The organism is Alkalilimnicola sp. S0819 (assembly GCF_009295635.1).
Classification (GTDB): Bacteria; Pseudomonadota; Gammaproteobacteria; order Nitrococcales; family WHIW01; genus S0819.
Window position 1 is genome coordinate 73,209 of record NZ_WHIW01000007.1, and the last position, 16,960, is coordinate 90,168.

Annotated in this window: 16 protein-coding genes and 1 tRNA gene; 7 read left to right on the forward strand and 10 right to left on the reverse strand. The window is 69.5% G+C overall.

Annotated elements, in window-relative coordinates:
- Window positions 1-8: 8 nt before the first annotated feature.
- From GBG68_RS07935 to GBG68_RS07950, 4 genes are read right to left on the reverse strand one after another with little or no spacing between them, the layout of a single operon-like run.
- Window positions 9-335, reverse strand: coding sequence for a hypothetical protein (locus tag GBG68_RS07935; protein WP_152146405.1), 327 nt, complete (start codon window positions 333-335; stop codon window positions 9-11).
- Between the two features lies 1 nt (window position 336).
- Window positions 337-2,799 (reverse strand): cytochrome c oxidase subunit I, encoded by a 2,463-nt coding sequence (ctaD, locus tag GBG68_RS07940; protein WP_152146406.1) that lies wholly within the window; start codon window positions 2,797-2,799, stop codon window positions 337-339.
- Window positions 2,796-3,830, reverse strand: a complete 1,035-nt coding sequence (locus tag GBG68_RS07945; RefSeq protein WP_152146407.1) for a c-type cytochrome — start codon at window positions 3,828-3,830, stop codon at window positions 2,796-2,798. Before GBG68_RS07945 ends, ctaD begins: the two co-directional genes overlap by 4 nt.
- A gap of 20 nt (window positions 3,831-3,850) precedes the next feature.
- Window positions 3,851-4,549: a CBS domain-containing protein gene (locus GBG68_RS07950; RefSeq protein WP_152146408.1), complete on the reverse strand. Its 699-nt coding sequence runs from the start codon at window positions 4,547-4,549 to the stop codon at window positions 3,851-3,853.
- 159 nt (window positions 4,550-4,708) lie between these two features.
- Here GBG68_RS07950 and GBG68_RS07955 point away from each other — a divergent pair, with 159 nt between their 5' ends.
- Window positions 4,709-5,239 (forward strand): DUF2231 domain-containing protein, encoded by a 531-nt coding sequence (locus tag GBG68_RS07955; protein WP_193222261.1) that lies wholly within the window; start codon window positions 4,709-4,711, stop codon window positions 5,237-5,239.
- A 7-nt stretch (window positions 5,240-5,246) separates the two neighbouring features.
- On the opposite strand, the gene GBG68_RS07960 is transcribed toward GBG68_RS07955, so the two are convergent.
- Window positions 5,247-5,672 (reverse strand): CopD family protein, encoded by a 426-nt coding sequence (locus GBG68_RS07960; RefSeq protein WP_152146410.1) that lies wholly within the window; start codon window positions 5,670-5,672, stop codon window positions 5,247-5,249.
- A 128-nt stretch (window positions 5,673-5,800) separates the two neighbouring features.
- Between GBG68_RS07960 and GBG68_RS07965 the strand changes: the two genes are divergently transcribed.
- Window positions 5,801-6,643, forward strand: a complete 843-nt coding sequence (locus tag GBG68_RS07965; RefSeq protein ID WP_152146411.1) for a cytochrome c oxidase assembly protein — start codon at window positions 5,801-5,803, stop codon at window positions 6,641-6,643.
- A complete protein-coding gene (locus GBG68_RS07970) occupies window positions 6,640-7,221 on the forward strand; it encodes an SCO family protein (RefSeq protein WP_152146412.1) in 582 nt (193 codons plus the stop codon). Before GBG68_RS07965 ends, GBG68_RS07970 begins: the two co-directional genes overlap by 4 nt.
- A 66-nt stretch (window positions 7,222-7,287) precedes the next feature.
- Here the strand turns inward: GBG68_RS07970 and GBG68_RS07975 are convergent, their stop codons facing one another.
- Entirely contained in the window at window positions 7,288-8,313 is a 1,026-nt protein-coding gene (locus GBG68_RS07975; protein WP_152146413.1) for a hypothetical protein, read from the reverse strand.
- Between the two features lie 160 nt (window positions 8,314-8,473).
- The gene (locus GBG68_RS07980; RefSeq protein ID WP_152146414.1) at window positions 8,474-9,397 is read right to left on the reverse strand and encodes a LysR family transcriptional regulator; all 924 of its coding nucleotides are present in this window, start codon (window positions 9,395-9,397) and stop codon (window positions 8,474-8,476) included.
- 209 nt (window positions 9,398-9,606) lie between these two features.
- Between GBG68_RS07980 and GBG68_RS07985 the strand changes: the two genes are divergently transcribed.
- Genes GBG68_RS07985 through GBG68_RS07995 form a run of 3 tightly spaced genes read left to right on the forward strand, consistent with a single transcriptional unit; the run spans window position 9,607 to window position 12,633 of the window.
- A complete protein-coding gene (locus GBG68_RS07985; protein WP_152146415.1) occupies window positions 9,607-11,088 on the forward strand; it encodes an amidase in 1,482 nt (493 codons plus the stop codon).
- Window positions 11,085-11,717 (forward strand): rhombosortase, encoded by a 633-nt coding sequence (rrtA, locus tag GBG68_RS07990; RefSeq protein WP_226801728.1) that lies wholly within the window; start codon window positions 11,085-11,087, stop codon window positions 11,715-11,717. The genes GBG68_RS07985 and rrtA overlap by 4 nt, the downstream gene beginning before the upstream one ends.
- A gap of 40 nt (window positions 11,718-11,757) precedes the next feature.
- A complete protein-coding gene (locus GBG68_RS07995) occupies window positions 11,758-12,633 on the forward strand; it encodes a fructosamine kinase family protein (protein WP_152146416.1) in 876 nt (291 codons plus the stop codon).
- Window positions 12,634-12,647: 14 nt separating this feature from the next.
- Here GBG68_RS07995 and GBG68_RS08000 read toward each other — a convergent pair whose 3' ends face one another.
- Together GBG68_RS08000 and GBG68_RS08005 are read right to left on the reverse strand one after the other, a co-directional pair.
- Complete coding sequence (locus GBG68_RS08000) at window positions 12,648-14,372, reverse strand: sensor domain-containing diguanylate cyclase (RefSeq protein ID WP_152146417.1); 1,725 nt, start codon at window positions 14,370-14,372, stop codon at window positions 12,648-12,650.
- Between the two features lie 240 nt (window positions 14,373-14,612).
- Window positions 14,613-14,689 (reverse strand) — tRNA-Arg (locus GBG68_RS08005).
- Window positions 14,690-14,848: 159 nt separating this feature from the next.
- On the opposite strand from GBG68_RS08005, the gene GBG68_RS14660 reads away from it, so the two are divergent.
- Window positions 14,849-15,352, forward strand: a complete 504-nt coding sequence (locus GBG68_RS14660; protein ID WP_226801729.1) for a c-type cytochrome — start codon at window positions 14,849-14,851, stop codon at window positions 15,350-15,352.
- 104 nt (window positions 15,353-15,456) lie between these two features.
- Here the strand turns inward: GBG68_RS14660 and GBG68_RS08015 are convergent, their stop codons facing one another.
- A complete protein-coding gene (locus tag GBG68_RS08015) occupies window positions 15,457-16,953 on the reverse strand; it encodes a YifB family Mg chelatase-like AAA ATPase (RefSeq protein WP_152146418.1) in 1,497 nt (498 codons plus the stop codon).
- Between the last annotated feature and the right edge of the window lie 7 nt (window positions 16,954-16,960).

Genomic DNA, 16,960 nt, shown 5'->3' on the forward strand with positions numbered 1-16,960 from the left:
GGTTTCGCTCACAGGCAGGGGCTGGCGAAGGGCAGGGCGAAGAGCGTCCAGGTCACCGCGACCAGGGCGATTACCGTGGCGCTCGCCCCCGCCAGTGGAATGATGCCGCTGCCCCGGCGCAGCGCCAATAGCAGCGCGAGCAGCGCCAGCACGGCGCCGACGGTGCCCAGCCACAGGCCGAGGCGGATCGGGTCCATCACGACCCAGTGCAGCGTGTTCCAGGCTCGCGCGCAGCCCACGGAAAGAAACACGTAGCTGCCCAGGAAATGCCCGCTCCAGATCAGCAGCGGTGCGAGCAGGGCGGTGAGCAGGTTCTGGCCGGCGGTTCCGGGCATCTCAGGCAAGCCCGGGCAGGATCAGCGCCGGCAGGAGCAGGAACAGCCCCTGGGCCACGGTGTAGTGCCAGAGCAGCGCCAGCACGCCCAGCTCGCTGGCCAGGGCCGCATCCGCGGCGCGCGTGGAAAGATACACCGCGGCGGCCAGACTGGCCGCCATGAACAGCGACTGCATGCCCAGCATCGCGGTGAGGGTGGCGTCGTAGGCGTGGCGCGTGGCCTCCAGGCCGCCGACGCTCCACGCCGCCCAGGCGAGCGCCGCGCCCAGCACCAGCAGCAGTGCGCCGGAGGCCAGATACGCCCGGTGCCGGCGCAGGGCGACTTCGCCTCGGCGAGCCGCCTGCAGCACAGCGCTCGATAGCAGCATGGCCAGCAGCGCGGCCAGGCCGAGCTCGCTGTGCAGGGTCGGCAGGTTCGCCGGTGGCCACTGCGGCGTGGCCGTCCAGTAGAACAGATAGCCGAACAGCAGGGCGCTGGCGGTGGTGGCGGCGGCGGCCAGCGCGAACAAGGTGCCCCACCAGCCCGGCCGGCGCGGACACAGGCTCTGCAGGGGCAGCTGCCGAGCCTCGCTCAGGGCATGTCGGCCGGGCGCGATGCGATGGCGTCGGGCCCAGTCGCAGGCGGTCGCCAGCACGGCGAGCAGGGCCGCGGCGGTGAGCCAGTACAGACCGGCCAGCATGCCGATGAACACCAGCGCGGTCAGTGCCGCCAGCAGCAGCGGCGCCCAGGTATTGCCGGGCAGGACGATGAGTTGGCGGGGCTGGGCATAGAGCACGCTGGTGCCGAGTATTTCGCGCCGCCCCGGGTTGTCATGGCCCAGGTAGTGCGCGCCGGCGGCCTGCTCGGTACCCAGCGCCGGATTGCGCCACAGGGGGTTGCGCCCCCGGACGTGGGGGATGGAGGCGAAGTTGTAGGCCGGTGGCGGCAGGGGCATGGCCCATTCCAGCGTGTCGGCCTGCCAGGGGTTGCGCCGGCTGGGCCGGCCATGGACGAGGTGCAGCAGGACATCGACGAAGAAGGCGGCGGTGCCGATGGCGAGCAGAAAGCCGCCCACCGAGGAGAGCAGGTTCAGACCGTCCCAGCCCAGCCCGGGTGAGTACAGATAAATGCGCCGTGGCATGCCCAGAAGACCGGTCAGGTGCATCATCAGGAAGGTGAGGTTGAAGCCGATGAACATCAGATAAAAGCCCACCCGGCCCAGCCGCGCCGACGGGCGCCGGCCGCTGAAATGGGGCAACCAGTAGTAGATGCCCCCGATCAGCGGGAACACCAGCCCGCCGATGAGCACATAGTGGAGATGGGCCACCACGAAGTGCGTGTCATGGACCTGCAGGTCAAAGGGCACCAGCGCCACCATCACCCCGGTCAGCCCCCCCAGCACGAAAATGAAGAAGAAGCCGTAGACATAGAGCATGGGCACGCTATGGCGCGGGCGGGAACGCCAGAGGGTGGCGATCCAGGTGAACACCTGCATGCCGGTGGGAATGGTGATCGCCATGCTGGCCGCGGAGAAGAAGCTCAGGGCCAGGTAGGGGATGCCGACCGCATACATGTGGTGCACCCAGAGCCCGAAGCTGAGAAAGCCCGTGGCCACCAGGGCCACCACCACCGCGGTGTAGCTGGCCAGCGGGCGCCGGGCGAACACGGGGATCAGGGTGGACAGGATGCCGGCGGCGGGCAGGAAGATGATGTACACCTCCGGGTGGCCGAACAGCCAGAACAGATGCTGCCAGAGCAGCGGATCGCCGCCCCCGGCGGGCGAGAAGAAGGGCAGGCCGAAGGCGCGCTCGAGCTCCAGCAGCACGCTGCCCAGGATCAGCGGCGGAAAGCCGAACAGGATCATCGTGCTCACCACCAGCATGGCCCAGACGAACACCGGCATGTCCTGCAGGCGCATGCCCGGTGCGCGGGTGATGAGTATGCTGCTGATCAGTTCGACGGCGCCACAGATCGCCGAGACCTCTGCCAGGGTCACCCCCATCAGCCAGAAATCCGCCCCCTTGCCCGGTGCGTAATCGGGCCCGCTGAGCGGGGTGTACATGAACCAGCCGCCATCCGGCGCCGCCCCGAACAGCAGGCTGCTGTAGAGCAGCAGGCCGCCGCCCAGGTAGCACCAGTAGCCGTAGGCGCTGAGGCGGGGAAACACCAGGTCGCGGCTGCCGATCATCTTCGGCACCAGGTACATGGCGAGCCCCTCCGCCGCCGGCACGGCGAACAGGAACATCATGGTGGTGCCGTGCAGGGTGAACAGCTGGTTGTAGGTGTCCCGGTCGACGAAGTCGTTGTCGGGCAGCGCAAGCTGGGTGCGGATCAGCATGGCCAGCAGGCCGCTCACGGCGAAGAAGCAGAAGCCGGTGATCAGAAAGCGCCGGCCGACATTGCTGTGGTTCACCACCGTGAGCTGGGCCAGCCCCGGCGGGCAGCCCCAGACAGCCTGCAGCTGGCGGTGCAGTCGCTGGTTCATTCCAGGCCCTGCAGATAGCTGGCGATGGCGCGCAGCCGCTGGCCGGACGCCGGCGCCACGGTTTCCTCGGCGAGCCAGTCCGGCGCCTGGTGGGCGCGGCGAATCCAGTCGGCCATGCCCTCGGCCGCCCCCAGGCCACCGGCCGCTTCCGGCGTGTGTGCCCGGCGCAGTCGCCAGCGACTGGCCACATGGGTGAGGTCCGGCCCCGCGCTGCCCCATGCCCCGGTGCCGCGGATGCGATGACAGGCCCCACAGCCGGCTTGCTCGAAGGCGCGCCGGCCGCGCCGGGCCAGCGCCGTGGTGGGCTCGGCGGCCGGGCGCGCCTGGGCCTGGAGCCAGGCATCGAATTCCGTCCTGGGCTGGGCCACCACCACGAAGCTCATGCGCGCGTGCTCGGCGCCGCAGAATTCGGCGCACTGCCCGCGAAAGACGCCGGCTTGATCCGCGCGCAGCTGGATGTGGGTGGCGCGGCCGGGGATCAGGTCCCGCTTGCCGGCCAAGCGTGGCACCCAGAAGCTGTGGATGACATCGCCGCTGGCCAGTGTCAGGTCCACCGTTTCGCCCACCGGCAGGTGCAGCACGCCGGCGCTGTGCAGGCCGCCATGCTGCGGGTAGCTGAACCGCCACCAGAAGCTCTGGGCGCTGACCCGTATCTGCAGCCCCGCGGCCCGCGCCTCCACCGACGGCGCCCCCAGGCTATGGCCGTAGATCTGCAGCGCGCTCAAGCTGACGATGGGCAGCGCCACGCCGCCGCCGACGATGAGCAGCAGGCGGGGGGCGGGGCGCTCATGGCGCGGCAGCCTCGCGGCCAGCAGGGCCAGCAGCATGACCAGCCCGAGTACCGCCACGGCGCCCCAGAGCATCAGCCACCACAGGCTCGCCGCCGCCTCGGCCTGGGGGCCGGCGGGCTGCAGGGCCGACTGCGTGCCCTTGCAGCCGGTCAGGGCCAGTGCCGCAAGCACCGGGCCGATGCAAGCGCCGCGTGCGATGCGGGGGGAGGGCGCGCGGAGCCTGGCGGGTGTTTGGTCCATGACGATTCCCGGGGGGGTGCTCAGACCCAGCCCGCGCCGCGCATGTAGGGGGGGAAGACCTGAACGTGGAAGGCCAGTGCCCGGCCGGCCGCGGCGTTCTCGGCCGCGACGCGCAGGGCGGCACGTTCCGCCTCGGAGGTGGCGCCTCCCCAGACGTGCACCTGCTCGCCGTCGACGATGACGTTCAGCGCATGGGTAAGGCCGGGTACCTGACGCAGGCTGTTCATTACCCGGTCCCGCAGTTCCCGCTCGTCGCCGGGCGGCTCCGGCTGGTGGCGTTCCCGCGTCGCCAGCACCTGAACCAGGTTCGCGCGGCTCACGATGCCCACGGGGCGCCCTTCGCGCAGCACCGGCACCCGTTTGATGCGGTGGCCTTCGAGCAGATCGGCGATGTCGCCCAGGGGCGTTTCCTCGTCCACCGCGATCACCTCTTTGCTCATCAGGTCCCGGGCGGTCCGGCCATGAGCGCGCAGGTAATCGCGCAGGCTTGCCTGGTCGGTCTCGAACAGTCCCAGCCACCAACTGCGCCGGGGCTCCGTGCCCAGCTCCGCCCGGCGCAACAGATCGCCCTCGCTGACCATGCCCGTGACATGCCCCGTCGCATCCAGCACCGGTACGGCGCTGATGCCGTGCGTCAGCAGGCAGCGAGCTATGTCGTCGATGGGCGTGTCGAGGTTCACGGTGATCACCGGGGCGCTCATGATATCCGCTGCCTTCATCCCAGCCTCCGTTGTTGCCTGTCGGCTCTGTCATAACCGGGAATGTGGGTGCTCGGAGAAAGACATACACCGTCACCCCGACGCCGCTTGTCCTGGGGCTCGAGCGTTCCCAAAGCAGATGGAGGGGCGGAGGCGGCAACTCAAGCGAGCGGGGTGAGCATGGCGACTTTCAGGCCGGGCGGCGGAGCCAAAAGCCAGATCACCGTCTTCGGCCACCCTGTGCACCCCATGTTCATCCCCTTCCCGATCGCCTTTCTCAGCGGCGTCGTGGTCACCGATGCGGCGTATCTGTATCTCGCCGACCCGTTCTGGGCCCGGATGAGCTTCTGGTTGCTGACGGGCGGCGTGGGCATGGGCGCCCTGGCGGCGCTGACGGGCTTGTCGGATTTCACCCGGGTACGGGTCATCCGCCATCACCTGAGCGGTTGGAGCCATATGCTCAGCGCGGTGGTGATGCTGTCATTCGCCACGGTCAATCTGCTGCAGCGGCGCGTGGATCCGGACACGGCGGTGTGGCCCTGGGGCTTTTTCCTGTCCGTGGTCACCGCGCTCATGCTCGCGGTGGCGGGCTGGCTGGGCGGCAAGATGGTGTTCGAGCACAATCTCGGCCCCGGAGAACCGTTGATGGACGCGCCGGACATTCCCGACAGCGAAGGCGTTCAGGGTGGCGAACCGCCGGAGGAGGGCTGAGCCCCGCTCAGAGGGGTTTGCTCAGCACCAGGTACAGGATCGGCAAGGCGAGCATCGGCGGCAGCAGGCTCAGGCTCCAATAGTGCAGCGGTGCATGTACGATGTTGTCGCGCAGCTGCGCGGCAAGTCGGCCGATGTAAAGGTGGCACCAGGCGAGCGTGGTCACGAAGCCAAGCTTCAGCGCCAGCCAGCCGCCCTCGAAGCCGCGCGCGTAAGCCAGCCAGATCCCCGTCAGTACCGCCAGCACGGCGCAGCCGCTCGCCCCCCAGGCATACAGATGCAAGACACTTTGGATCAGGGGCTGGTCCTGCTCGCCCGGCCCGCGGCGGTGCTCGGCACACAGGGCCGGCACCAGGCTGAGGGTGCCCAGCCAGAGACAGATGAAGAGGATGTGCAGCACTACGGCCCAGGGCACCTGATCAGGCCCACTCATGCGTTACGCGTGCGTGCATCGGCGGCTGTCCGGTTTCTCTTCGCAGAGCGTATTCGTCTATGGCCGAAAGCGTGAGGGTTCAAGGCCGGGCGCTTTGAATCGCGCCCCGCGCCCGCACTGCTGAGGGCATGGATCTCGATGCCTGGTCGCACTACCTGTTGCCTTGGGAGTTCTCGCCCGCGTGGGCGCTCCTCAGCGCGGTGCCGGTGCTGCTCTACGCACGCGGTCTCGGCCGGCTGCGCCGGCGCGGCCAGGCGCCGCCCTGGTGGCGGACATGCCTTTTTCTCGCGGGCATGGTCGCGGTGTACGCGGTCACCCAGACCGGCTACGACTATCTCGCCCGGTATCTGTTCTTCGCGCACCGGGCGCAGCATCTGGTGTTGCACCACGCCGCCCCTTTCCTGATCGCCTTGAGCGCCCCCTGGGCGGCGCTGCTTGCCGGCCTGCCCCGGCGCGCCCGTGCGCTGCCCGGCGCGGAGCCCGGCCGGGTACTGCTGGGGCGTGGCTACGCGGGCTTGCAAAGCCCGCCGGTGGCGGGGCTGCTGTTCGTGGGTCTGGTGTATCTGTGGCTGCTGCCCGAGCTGCATTTCGACGCCATGCTCAGCGCCCGGCTGTACGCGCTGATGAACCTGAGCATGTACCTGGACGGGCTGCTGTTCTGGCAGTTGGTGCTGGACCGGCGCGGCCCGCCGCGCCAGCGCTGCGGCTACGGCGCGCGGATGCTGCTGGTGCTGGCGGTGGCCCTGCCCCAGGTGCTGCTGGGGGTGTTCATGGTCGGTGCCGAGCGCGTTTGGTTCGAGGTGTACGAAGTGTGCGGGCGGGCCTGGCCGCTGGACCCACTGACCGATCAGCGCCTGGGCGGGCTGCTCACCTGGATACCCGCGGCGATGATGAGCATGCTGGGCGCGCTGGTGGTGCTGGTGCATCTGTTGCGCGATACCGCGCGGCGCGAACAGGTGCCCGAGCCATGAACGAGCGCCGCCGCCGCCGGGGGCTCTCGCGCTGCCTGCGGCTGGGCGTGCTGCTGTTCGCGCTGGCGGCGTGCGGTGGCCAGCCGCACTGGCACAGCCGGGACATCCGCGGACTGCTGCCCGATCTTCCGTCCGAACTCAGCCCCAGGATCGGGTCCGCGGAGGTGCGGCTGCTGTTCTTCGGCTACACCCATTGCCCGCATCTGTGCCCGGCCACCCTGGCGCGTCTGGACGCCGTGAGCGCCGCCCTCGGTCATCCGCCGGACTTGCGCATCGTCTTCATCAGCGTGGATCCGCGCCGTGATACCCGGCCCGTTCTCCGGGCGTTCCTGCAACGCTTCAGGGCGCCGGTCAGCGGTCTGCGTCCGGATCCGGCCACCCTGCGGGTGCTCAGCCGGCGCTACCGGGTCGGTTACGGCTACGGCGACGCGGACGATCGCGGCAATTACGCCGTCTCCCACCCCGCCGGCGTCTATGTGTTCGACCGCCAGGGTCGGGCGCGGCTGTTGATCCGGCCGTCCGACCGGCACGACGGGGTCGTGGCGGACCTGCGGCGCTTGCTGGCCGAGGGGGCGTGAGGGCAAGCCGCGGCGGAGCGCGGCTTATGCCACGCTCCGCCGCCCGGCACGACGGCCGCGTCCTGCTCAGTGCAATTGGTGGTCGCCGCTGATGGGCGTGGTGGTGCCGATGTAGCTGGTGGAGCCGACCACGTACAGGCGGTATTCCTTGGGGTAGCTATGGCCGGTGGCGTAGAGGCTGACCTCGGCCCGCAGCTCGGTGCCGGCGGCGACCTTGCCGAGCTGGATGAAGTCCACGTAGGAGGCGGTGTTGGCGGTGGCCAGCACCGTGCCCTGCTGGTCCTTGATGACCAGGTCGAAGTCGTCCAGCGTGTACATGGGCACCAGCACGACGGTGACGTACTGGTCGTCGTTGGAGGTGAACGTGTAGCTGTCCGTCTCCATGTACGGATAGGCGATGTAGCCCTCCACCATGAAGGACGTGTCGTTGTCGGTCGCCGTCTTGGCGTAGCTCTCGGTGTAGTTTTCGTAGAGCTCGTAGCTGCGCACGCCGTTGTTGTAGTCGACCGTCACGTTGCGCTGTATCTGGGTGCCGTCGGTGTATCGGCCATGGCTGTCGGTGCTGAAACCATGGGCGCCCACCGGGCCGAGCGGGCCCAACGGTCCCAGGGGGCCCAGGGGCCCCAGCGGACCGAGCACGGTCCACACGCCGCCGGCCTGCAGCTGCTTGCCGAAGTCGTTGATGCCGGGAAGGGTCTGGTCGTAAGCCGTGTCGCTGAGCGGCCCGTCGGGCCCCAGGGGGCCGGCGGCGCTGAGGGGGCCGCCCAGCTCGGTGAGATCCTCCGACCATTCGTTCCAGCTGGCGGCACCGCTGATCCAGTAGGAGACGTCCCAGGCGTTACTGCCGATCGGGCCCAGGCTGCCCAGGGGGCCGTAGGGGCCTATGGGGCCGTAGTAGCCCAGGGCACTGGAAGAGCCCAGGTACTGCTCCGCGTCCACCGGGTCGTTGACCGGCGGCGTTACGGAGTGCAGAGAGCCTTGCAGCTCGTGTATGGCATTGGAGGTGATCGCCCAGTCGGCGGCGACAGCCGGCAGGGTGGACAGGGACGCCAGCAGGCAGGCAAGGGTCAGGAGCATTTTTCTTGAGCGCATTGGGTACTACCTTGTGAATCATGACTCGGCTGTCATGTCGAAGGCTATCAACCGCTGTGCGCGCGGAGAAATCACTATTCACGATGTCCGGTATAAGCGGCCGTGATAACGGCCCATCGCGGCCTGTGGGTGTGGGGGCGGGGAATCGCCCGGTGCTTCCCTACAGCGCGGCGGAAAGCTCCTTCAGCAGTTCGCGCAGCCAGCGGTTGGCGGGGTTCTTGCTCTCTCTGACGTGCCAGTGCTGGCTCACCGGCACGCCCGGATGCTCGACCGGGCAAGGCAGCATGCGCAGCCCCGCCAGACGACAGACGCGGCGGGCGATACGCACGGGCAGCACGCCGATCAGGTCGGTTTCCGCGATGACGCCGATGATGGTCAGGTAGTTGGGCACGCGTAGCGCGATGTTGCGCCGCAGGCCTTGCTGGGACAGCACCTGGTCGACGGTGTCCTGGTTCTGGCGCGGGGTGAAGATCACCTGGGGGATCTCCTGGAATTGCTCCAGGGTGAGTTCCTCGCCGATTTCCGGGTGATCGTCTCTGACGACACAAATGAAGTCCTCGAAGACCAGCTGTTGGCGATAGCAGCCGCTCTGTAGCGCGGGAATATTGCCGATGGCCAGGTCCACCAGGCCCGATTCCAGGTCCACCGGCAGGGTTCGCTCCACCACGGGCACCGTGGAGAGGGTGATATGCGGGGCATGGGCCCGCAACCATCGCATCAATGGCGGCAGCAGCAGGAATTCGCTGTAGTCGCTCATGGCGAGGCAGAAGCTGTGGTCGGCGTTGGCGTAGTCGAAACCGCTGTTGTGACTGAGCGCGTCGAGTATGTCCTCCAGGGCCTGGCTTATCGGCTCCGCGAGCTCGTCGGCACGGGGGGTGGGTTCCATACCCTGGGCGGTCTTCACGAACAGCGGGTCGTCGAGTAACTGTCGGAGCCGGTTAAGCGCGCCGCTGACGGCTGGCTGCGTCATCCCCAGGCGGCGCGCCGCGCGGGTGATGTTCCGCTCGCGATGGATGGCATCGAAGATGCCGAGCAGGTTCAGGTCCACCGAGCGGATATTGTGCAGAGTGCGTTTGGCTTTCATGGGTCGCTTTCAGGGCGTTACAGGCTTGGGGGCGGCGCGGGTCTGGCGCCGATGATAGCCCAAGCCCCGTCCCCGATGGGGGTTCGCCTTCGATCCGCCAAATGCCCGCCGGCTTTCGCGCCCGCCCCGATCGATGAAGTAGGCGTGGGCCGGCGTTGGTGTAATGTGTGCGTACCATCGCTTTTGACGCAAACCAATGAGGCGGGTCCATGGACGTCGAACTTTCCCAGCCGGCTCACCAACTGCTGGCGCGGTTGCACCGGGGTGAGCTCAGTGCCTACGCGCTGACCCAGGCCTGTCTGGCGCGCATCGACGCGGAGAACCCGCGGCTGAACGCCGTCCCCGTGGTCCAGCGCGAGCGCGCCCTGAGCGCCGCCCGCGCCGCGGACCGCGCCTACGCCGAGGGCGGCCCCCGCGGCCCCCTGCACGGCCTGCCGATGACGGTGAAGGATTTCACCCGGGTGGCCGCTTGCCCCAGCAGCTACGGCTATCGGTTGCTCAAGCACTACCGGCCGCGCAAGGACTCGGCCGTGGTCGCCGCCCTCAAGGGCGCCGGCGCCATCATCCTGGGCCGCAGCAATGTGCCGGTCGGGGGCGTGGACTGGCAATGCCTGAGCGGTGCCCACGGTCGCACCCTCAACCCCCACGACACCGCGCGCACCTGCGGCGGCTCGTCGGGCGGCGCGGCGGCGGCGCTGGCGGCGGGGATGACGCCGCTGGAGATCGGCAGTGACCTGGCCGGCTCCATCCGCTACCCGGCGCACTGCTGCGGCGTGATGGGGCTGCGCCCCAGCGATGGGCTGGTCTCCAACGCCGGCATGATGCCGGGCGGCAAGGGGGCGTATCGCCACTCCCTGGTCAATGGGCCGATGGCCCGCTGCGTGGAGGACCTGGAGCTGGCGCTGCGGGTGATCGCCGAGCCCGGCAAGCTCCCCGCCGACACGCCGAAGGCCGAACCGGCGGCTTGGCGCATCGCCTGGGCCGATTCCTTCGGTTTCGTCGAGGCCGGTGCGGAAACTGCCGCCTTGCTGCGGGGGTTCGCGGCGGATCTGGCCCACGCGGGCCTGGCCGTGAATCAGGGCCTGCCGGCGGTGGAACTGGAGGCGCTTTTTCATCTGCACGCGCGGCTCATCGGCGCCGACGCGCTGCAGTTCCTGCCCGCGCCCCTGCGCGGCCTCCGGTCCCGGCGGCTGCTGCCGTTTTCACGCCTGGCGCCCCAGTGGGAACGGGTGGATCAGGACCTGGCCGGCAGTGTGCGGCGGGGGTTTCTGCAGGACGAGGGGGCGCTGGCCGCGGATCTGGCCTATCGAGAAGAGGCCATCGACGATTACGAGGGCTTCTTCGCGCAGCATGATTTCTGGGTCACGCCGGTCTCCCCGGCGGAGGCCCTGGCGCACCATCCCCAGGGCGCGCCCATCGAGTACGCGGGTCGGCGCTGGGAGTATCCGGTGTTCCTGAGCGGTTTCCTGAGCCCCAGCGCCGTGCTGGGCGGGCCGACGCTGGTGATGCCCCTGGGGCGCGCGCGCTCGGGGCTGCCCATCGGCGTGCAGATTCATGCCCGGCGAGGGGACGATCTGAAACTGCTGGCCTTCGGGCGATGGTTGCAGGCGAGCTCGGAGAAATCCTGGGCGCAGGTTTCGGCCGGTGATCGTGTGCTGGGGGTGGGCGCTGCACGACGAGGCTCGCCGTGATCGGCCGCCGGTCGCGACGCTTGTGGTTCAACGCCGACCACCCGGCGATCGCCGCCTGGCCGCTGTGGCTGCTGGGTGCGCTCGCCCTGGTCGTCGCCCTCGCCGGGAACGCCGCCACGGGCCTGCTGCGCTATGAGCGGGAACAGGTTCTGGCGGGCGAGTGGTGGCGTCTGCTGAGTGGCCAGCTGGTGCACCTGGGCCCGGTCCATCTGCTGTTGAACCTGGCGGGGCTGGGCCTGCTCGCCTGGCTGTTCGCCCCGGCCTTGCGAGCGGCGCAATGGTGGGGGCTGCTTGCCGGCAGCTGGCTGGGCATTGCCCTGGGGTTTGTCCTGCTGGAGCCGCAGCTTGCCTGGTATGTGGGGCTCTCCGGCGTGTTGCATGGTTTGCTGGCCGGCGGGGCGCTGATGGGTTCCGGCCTGCCGACGGGCCTTCGCCCGGTGCTGCTGCTCGGTATCCTGCTCAAGCTTGGCTGGGAGCAATGGGCGGGTGGCGCGCCGGCCACGGCCGGTCTGGTCGGTGGCCCGATCATCGTCAACGCGCATCTCTATGGGGCCTGCGGTGGTTTGCTGGCGGGGGTCGGCGCCACCTTGCCGGCGCTTCTCCGGCGGTATTCGCCGCCCCCACCGTAACCCTGGCATCCGGCCCGCTCGCCAAGGGAGGATGACCCGCATGGACTTGTGGACCCACCTGAGCCAGCGGCTCGCCGACGAGGCCCGGCAGCGGGTCGAGCCCCACGCCGAGCGGCGTGGCGGGGGCTGCATCAACGGCGCCGCCGTGCTGGGCCGCGCGCCGGTGCGTTACTTCGTCAAATACAATCGGGCCGCGCGCTTGTCGATGTTCGAGGCGGAGGCGGCGGGCCTGCGGGAGCTGGCCCGGGCGGCGCGGGTGCCGCGGCCGATCTGCAGCGGCGTGTTCGCCGACCAGGCCTATTTGCTGCTGGAGTACATCGATTTCGGCCCCGGGAGTACGGCCGCTTATCGCCGGCTCGGCGAGGCGCTGGCCCGTCTGCACAGCGTCGAGGGGCCGTATTACGGCTGGACGCGGGACAACACCATCGGCAGTACCCCGCAGCCAAATCCGCCCAGCGAGGACTGGTGGGGGTTCTTCGGCGAGCATCGGCTGGGTCATCAGTTGCGATTGGTTGCGCGCAACGGCTATGGCGGGGCCTGGCTGAAGGCGGGGGAGCGGCTCGCCGCGCGGCTGCACCGCTTGTTTCCCGGGCCCGCGCCGCGGCCGGCGCTGCTGCACGGTGATCTCTGGGCCGGCAATGTGGGCTTCGACGCCTGCGGCAATCCGGTGCTCTTCGACCCGGCCTGTCACTACGGCGACCCCTGCAGTGATCTGGCGATGAGCGAGCTGTTCGGCGGTTTTCCCGCCGCGTTCTACGCGTCTTACCAGGCCCGATCACCGCTGCCGGAGGATTACCCGCGGCGCCGGGATCTCTACCAGCTCTACCACGTGCTCAATCATCTGAACCTGTTCGGCGGGGCGTATCTGGGGCAGGCGCGGCGACTGATGGAGCGGCTGCTGGCGGCAATGGCGTGAGGCCGCGGGGCGGCTCAGCAGCGCTCCACCCGATTGCGCCCGGCATGCTTGGCCCGGTATAGCGCCTCGTCGGTGCGCTGCACGAAACTCGCCGCGCCTTCCCCGGCGCGGTATTGGGCGCAGCCCACGCTGACCGTCACCGACACGGCTTCCCGCCCCGCCGGGAAGGGGGTGTCGGCGAAGCTTTGGCGAATCCGCTCGCCCACCGCCATCGCTCCTTCGGTATCGCACTTGGGCAGCAGCAGCACGAATTCCTCGCCACCGTATCGACACACCAGATCCATGGTGCGGGCGCAGTCCTGCAGGCGCCGAGCGGCCTCCTGGAGCACGATGTTGCCGGCCAGGTGTCCGTAGGTGTCGTTGAAGTGCTTGAAGTGGTCCACGTCCACCAACAGCAGCGACAGCCCTCGTCTCGGCTCCCGCTCGTGCTCTTTGATCCGCCGCTCCAGCTCCGCCTGGAAGGTGCCGTAGTTGCCCAGCCCGGTGAGCGGGTCCCGCGCGGCGATCGCCCGCAGCTCCTCCACCCGGCTTTGCAGCGCCTGGTTGAGTTTCTCGATCTTGCGCTTCTGCGAGCCCACCGTGTCGTAGAGCTCGGCATTGGCCATGGCCGTGCCGATGAAGGAGCAGAGCAGGTCGATCACCTCCCGCTCCTGCGCGGACCGCTGTATCGGCGCATCCAGGCTGATCAGCCAGAGCACGCCCACCGCCGCGTCCCGGCGCCGAATGGGCAGGATCCAGATGCTGCGCGGGTCGCCCATGGCGTCCAGGCTGCCACGGTCCTTGTCGGACATGGGGAGTTCGCGAATGTTGCGGGCGTCGGGGAAGTAGAGCGGGCTGTTCTTCAGAAAGACCATGGGTGTTGCGCCGTCGGCTTCGTCCAGGTCAAAGCTCAGTTCGCTGAAATACCGGCGTAGCGCCTCGGCGGTGGCTTCGTGGGCGAGCTTGCCGGCACTGAGCCGGCGCAGGCGCAGTTGTTCCCCGTCCCTGGTGAGCACACCCACCAGATCAAAGGGAAAGTGGTCCAGGAACTCCCGGGAGATGAGATCGTAGATCGAATCCGTGGAGGTGAGATTGTTCACCTCGGCGATGAAGCGCAGGAACTCCCGCTGGGCCTCGGCGGCGCGGTTGAGCTGCTCCTCCTTCTCCCGCAAGTGCTGGTGATGGGCCGCCTTGGCCAGGGGGTGGCGGAACAGCCGCAGCAGCTCCTCGGCCTGCGCCAGCGCCGGTGGGGGCACGGTAGCTTGCCGTGTCAGCAGCATCGCGATGCCGATGGCCCGTTCCCCCAGCGCAATAGGCAGGCAGTAGGCCGCTTCCATGCGCCAGCGCGCAAGCCGCGTGGCGGTGGTGCCGGGCGCGTTCTCCAGCTCCGCCAGGCGCAACGGCCGCGGGCGGTTCTTCAGCAGGCAGTCCACCGCCGGGTCTTCGGCGTTCAGCGGGAAGCTGAGTCGCCGGTAGGTGCTCAGGACGCCGTGGAACTCGTCCGGCAGCTGCAGCGATTCGCAGACCAGATTGTCGCGTTCGGAGTCCAGCAGCGCGATCAGATGGCCGTCCACGCCCGCCAGCGCGGCCAGCCGCGTATCGAGCAGTCGCAACAGATGATCCAGGTTGGGAGCTTCGCTGATCTGGCGCAGCAGTTCCGTCTGATGTACCGCATCGCTGAGGCGCGCTTCCGAGCGGTTCAGCTGGCCGCGGAGCTCTTCGAGCTGGGCGGCCAGCCGGGGATTGGTGGCCTTGTCCATAACCTTCCGAGTGGTGGGGAGGGGAGCGGTCCAGGGGCTGTGCTTCAAGGTGGCGCTGATGCAGCGTTGCCCTGGCGCGAATTTAGCACAATTCGAGGTGAAAAGCCTTGATTCCCCTGGGCTTGGGTGGCCGGCGCCTCAGTGCCGGTAGGGCGGGCGGGGTCGCCAAGTCGGTGCCTGCCGCGCGGCGCCGGGGGGCCTGCGCGGGGTGCCGAGTGTTCGGGGAAAGGCTGAGGAAAATGGCGCGCCCGGCAGGATTCGAACCTGCGACCTTCGGCTTCGGAGGCCGACACTCTATCCAACTGAGCTACGGGCGCTTCGGCGGCTGCATAGAATAGCGCCTAAAGGGCGGCAGTCCAAGGGCGCAGTTTTCGGTGCGTCCCTTTGCCGCTATACTCTGGCCCTTGCCGCGTGCGCTGCCCGTATCGGGTGGGGTCGCACGGGCTCAGCACCGGTTTCATACAACGGGGGATAAGGTGAGCGAGCAGCAGGACAAGACGTTTATCCGCACTTTCATCGGGGTGATCGCCTTCATGGCGATGTTGACCGCCGTGCTCATCTTCCTGGCGACCTCCAGCCCGGATGCCAAGCAGGGCGCACGCGCCCAGCTCGAGCGCGAGCGTGCCACCGAGCGCCTGCAGCCGGTGGCGGCGGTGCGCAAGGGTGGTGAGCCGATGCCGGAGCTGGGTGGCGGCGAGCAGCAGGCGGCGGCCGCGGCCAGCGGGCCGATGAGCGCCGAGCAGATCAACGGCCAGGTCTGCGCCGCCTGCCACGCCAGCGGCGTGCTGGGTGCGCCGGTGACCGGTGAGCAGAGTGACTGGGCACCGCGTCTGGCGCAGGGCTTCGAGGTGCTGGTGGATCATGCCATCAACGGCATCCGCGCCATGCCCCCGCGGGGTGGCAACAGCGCGCTGAGCGACGAGGAAGTGCGTGACACCGTCGCCTACATGCTGGAGCAGAGCGGTCTGAGCGCCGAGTAAGCGCCACGCTGCCTTCGAACTCCACGGAAACCGGGCTTCAGGCCCGGTTTTTTCTTTGGGCTCGGGACCTCCATCCTGACACGGGGGGCCTGCTTGTCCTCGCCTCAAGCCCCCGGCCAGCCCCGATAACTCAAGGCCTCTCCCAGATGCGGTTGCGAGATCCGCTCGGCGCCGGCCAGATCGGCGATGCTGCGGGCCACCCGCAGCACCCGGTGATAGGCCCGGGGCGAGAGCCGCAGCCGCTCCAGCGCACGCTCCAGCAATTCTCGCCCGGCACGGTCCAGCTGGCAGAACCGGCTCAGCGCGCCCGGGGCGAGGCGCGCGTTCGCGCCGCCCTGGCGCGCCTGCTGCCGTGCCCAGGCTTCCCCCACCCGGCGTGCCACCCGGGCCGAGGCTTCGCCGGGCGCGCAGTCGGCGAGCAGCCCGGCCGGCAGGCGGGGCACTTCCACCAGCAAGTCCATCCGATCCAGCAAGGGCCCGGAGAGGCGCGCCCGATACCGGCCGATCTGCTCTGCCGAGCAGCGGCAGGGGGTCTGGGGGTCGCCCTCGTAGCCGCAGGGGCAGGGGTTCATGGCGGCGATCAGCTGAAAATCCGCCGGGTAGCGCATGCGCCCCGCCGCACGGGCGATGCGCACCTCGCCGCTCTCCAAGGGCTCGCGTAGCGCTTCCAGGGCACGGCGGTCGAACTCGGGCAATTCGTCCAGAAACAGCACACCCTGGTGGGCCAGCGACACCTCTCCGGGCCGGGGGCGGCTGCCGCCCCCGATCAGCGCCACGTGGGAGGCGTTGTGGTGGGGGCTGCGGTAGGGGCGTCGGCCCCACTGAGTCGGGTCGAAGCCGGTATCGCTCACCGAGGCCACGGCCGCGGCCTCCAGCGCCTCGGCATCGCTCATGGGCGGCAGAATGCCCGGCAGGCGGGCGGCGAGCATGGATTTGCCGGTGCCGGGCGGGCCGAGCATGAGCAGGTTGTGGCGCCCGGCGGCGGCGATCTCCAGGCAGCGTCGGGGGAGGCTCTGGCCGCGGACTTCGGCCAGGTCCGCCGCCGCGCTGGGGGCTGCCGGGGCGGGCCGGGTGCTCGCCGCTGGCAGGGGGGCCTCGCCGCGCAGATGGGCGCAGACCGCCAACAGGTGCTCCGCCCCGTGGCAGCCCTCGGGGTGGGCCAGTGCGGCCTCCGGGGCGCTCGCTGCCGGCAGGATCAGGCGCCGATGCGCCCGGGCGCTGTGCACGGCGGCGGGCAGGGCGCCCTGCACCGGGCGCAGCGCGCCGCTCAGGGCGAGTTCGCCGATGAACTCATAGCCCTCCAGCTCCGCCGGCAACTGCCCCGAGGCGGCGAGGATGCCCAGTGCCATGGGCAGGTCGTAGCGCCCGCCGCCCTTGGGCAGGTCGGCGGGGGCGAGGTTGACGGTAATGCGCCCGGCGGGGAAGTCGAAGCCGGCGTTCTGCAGGGCGCTGCGTACCCGGTCCTTGGCCTCGCGCACCGCCGTTTCCGGCAGGCCGACGATGTTGAGCGTGGGCAAGCCGCCGGCGAGATGAACCTCCACCGTCACCGGCGGGGCGTCGATGCCCCGCGGCGCACGGCTGTGGATGACGGCGAGCGCCATGGTGCTA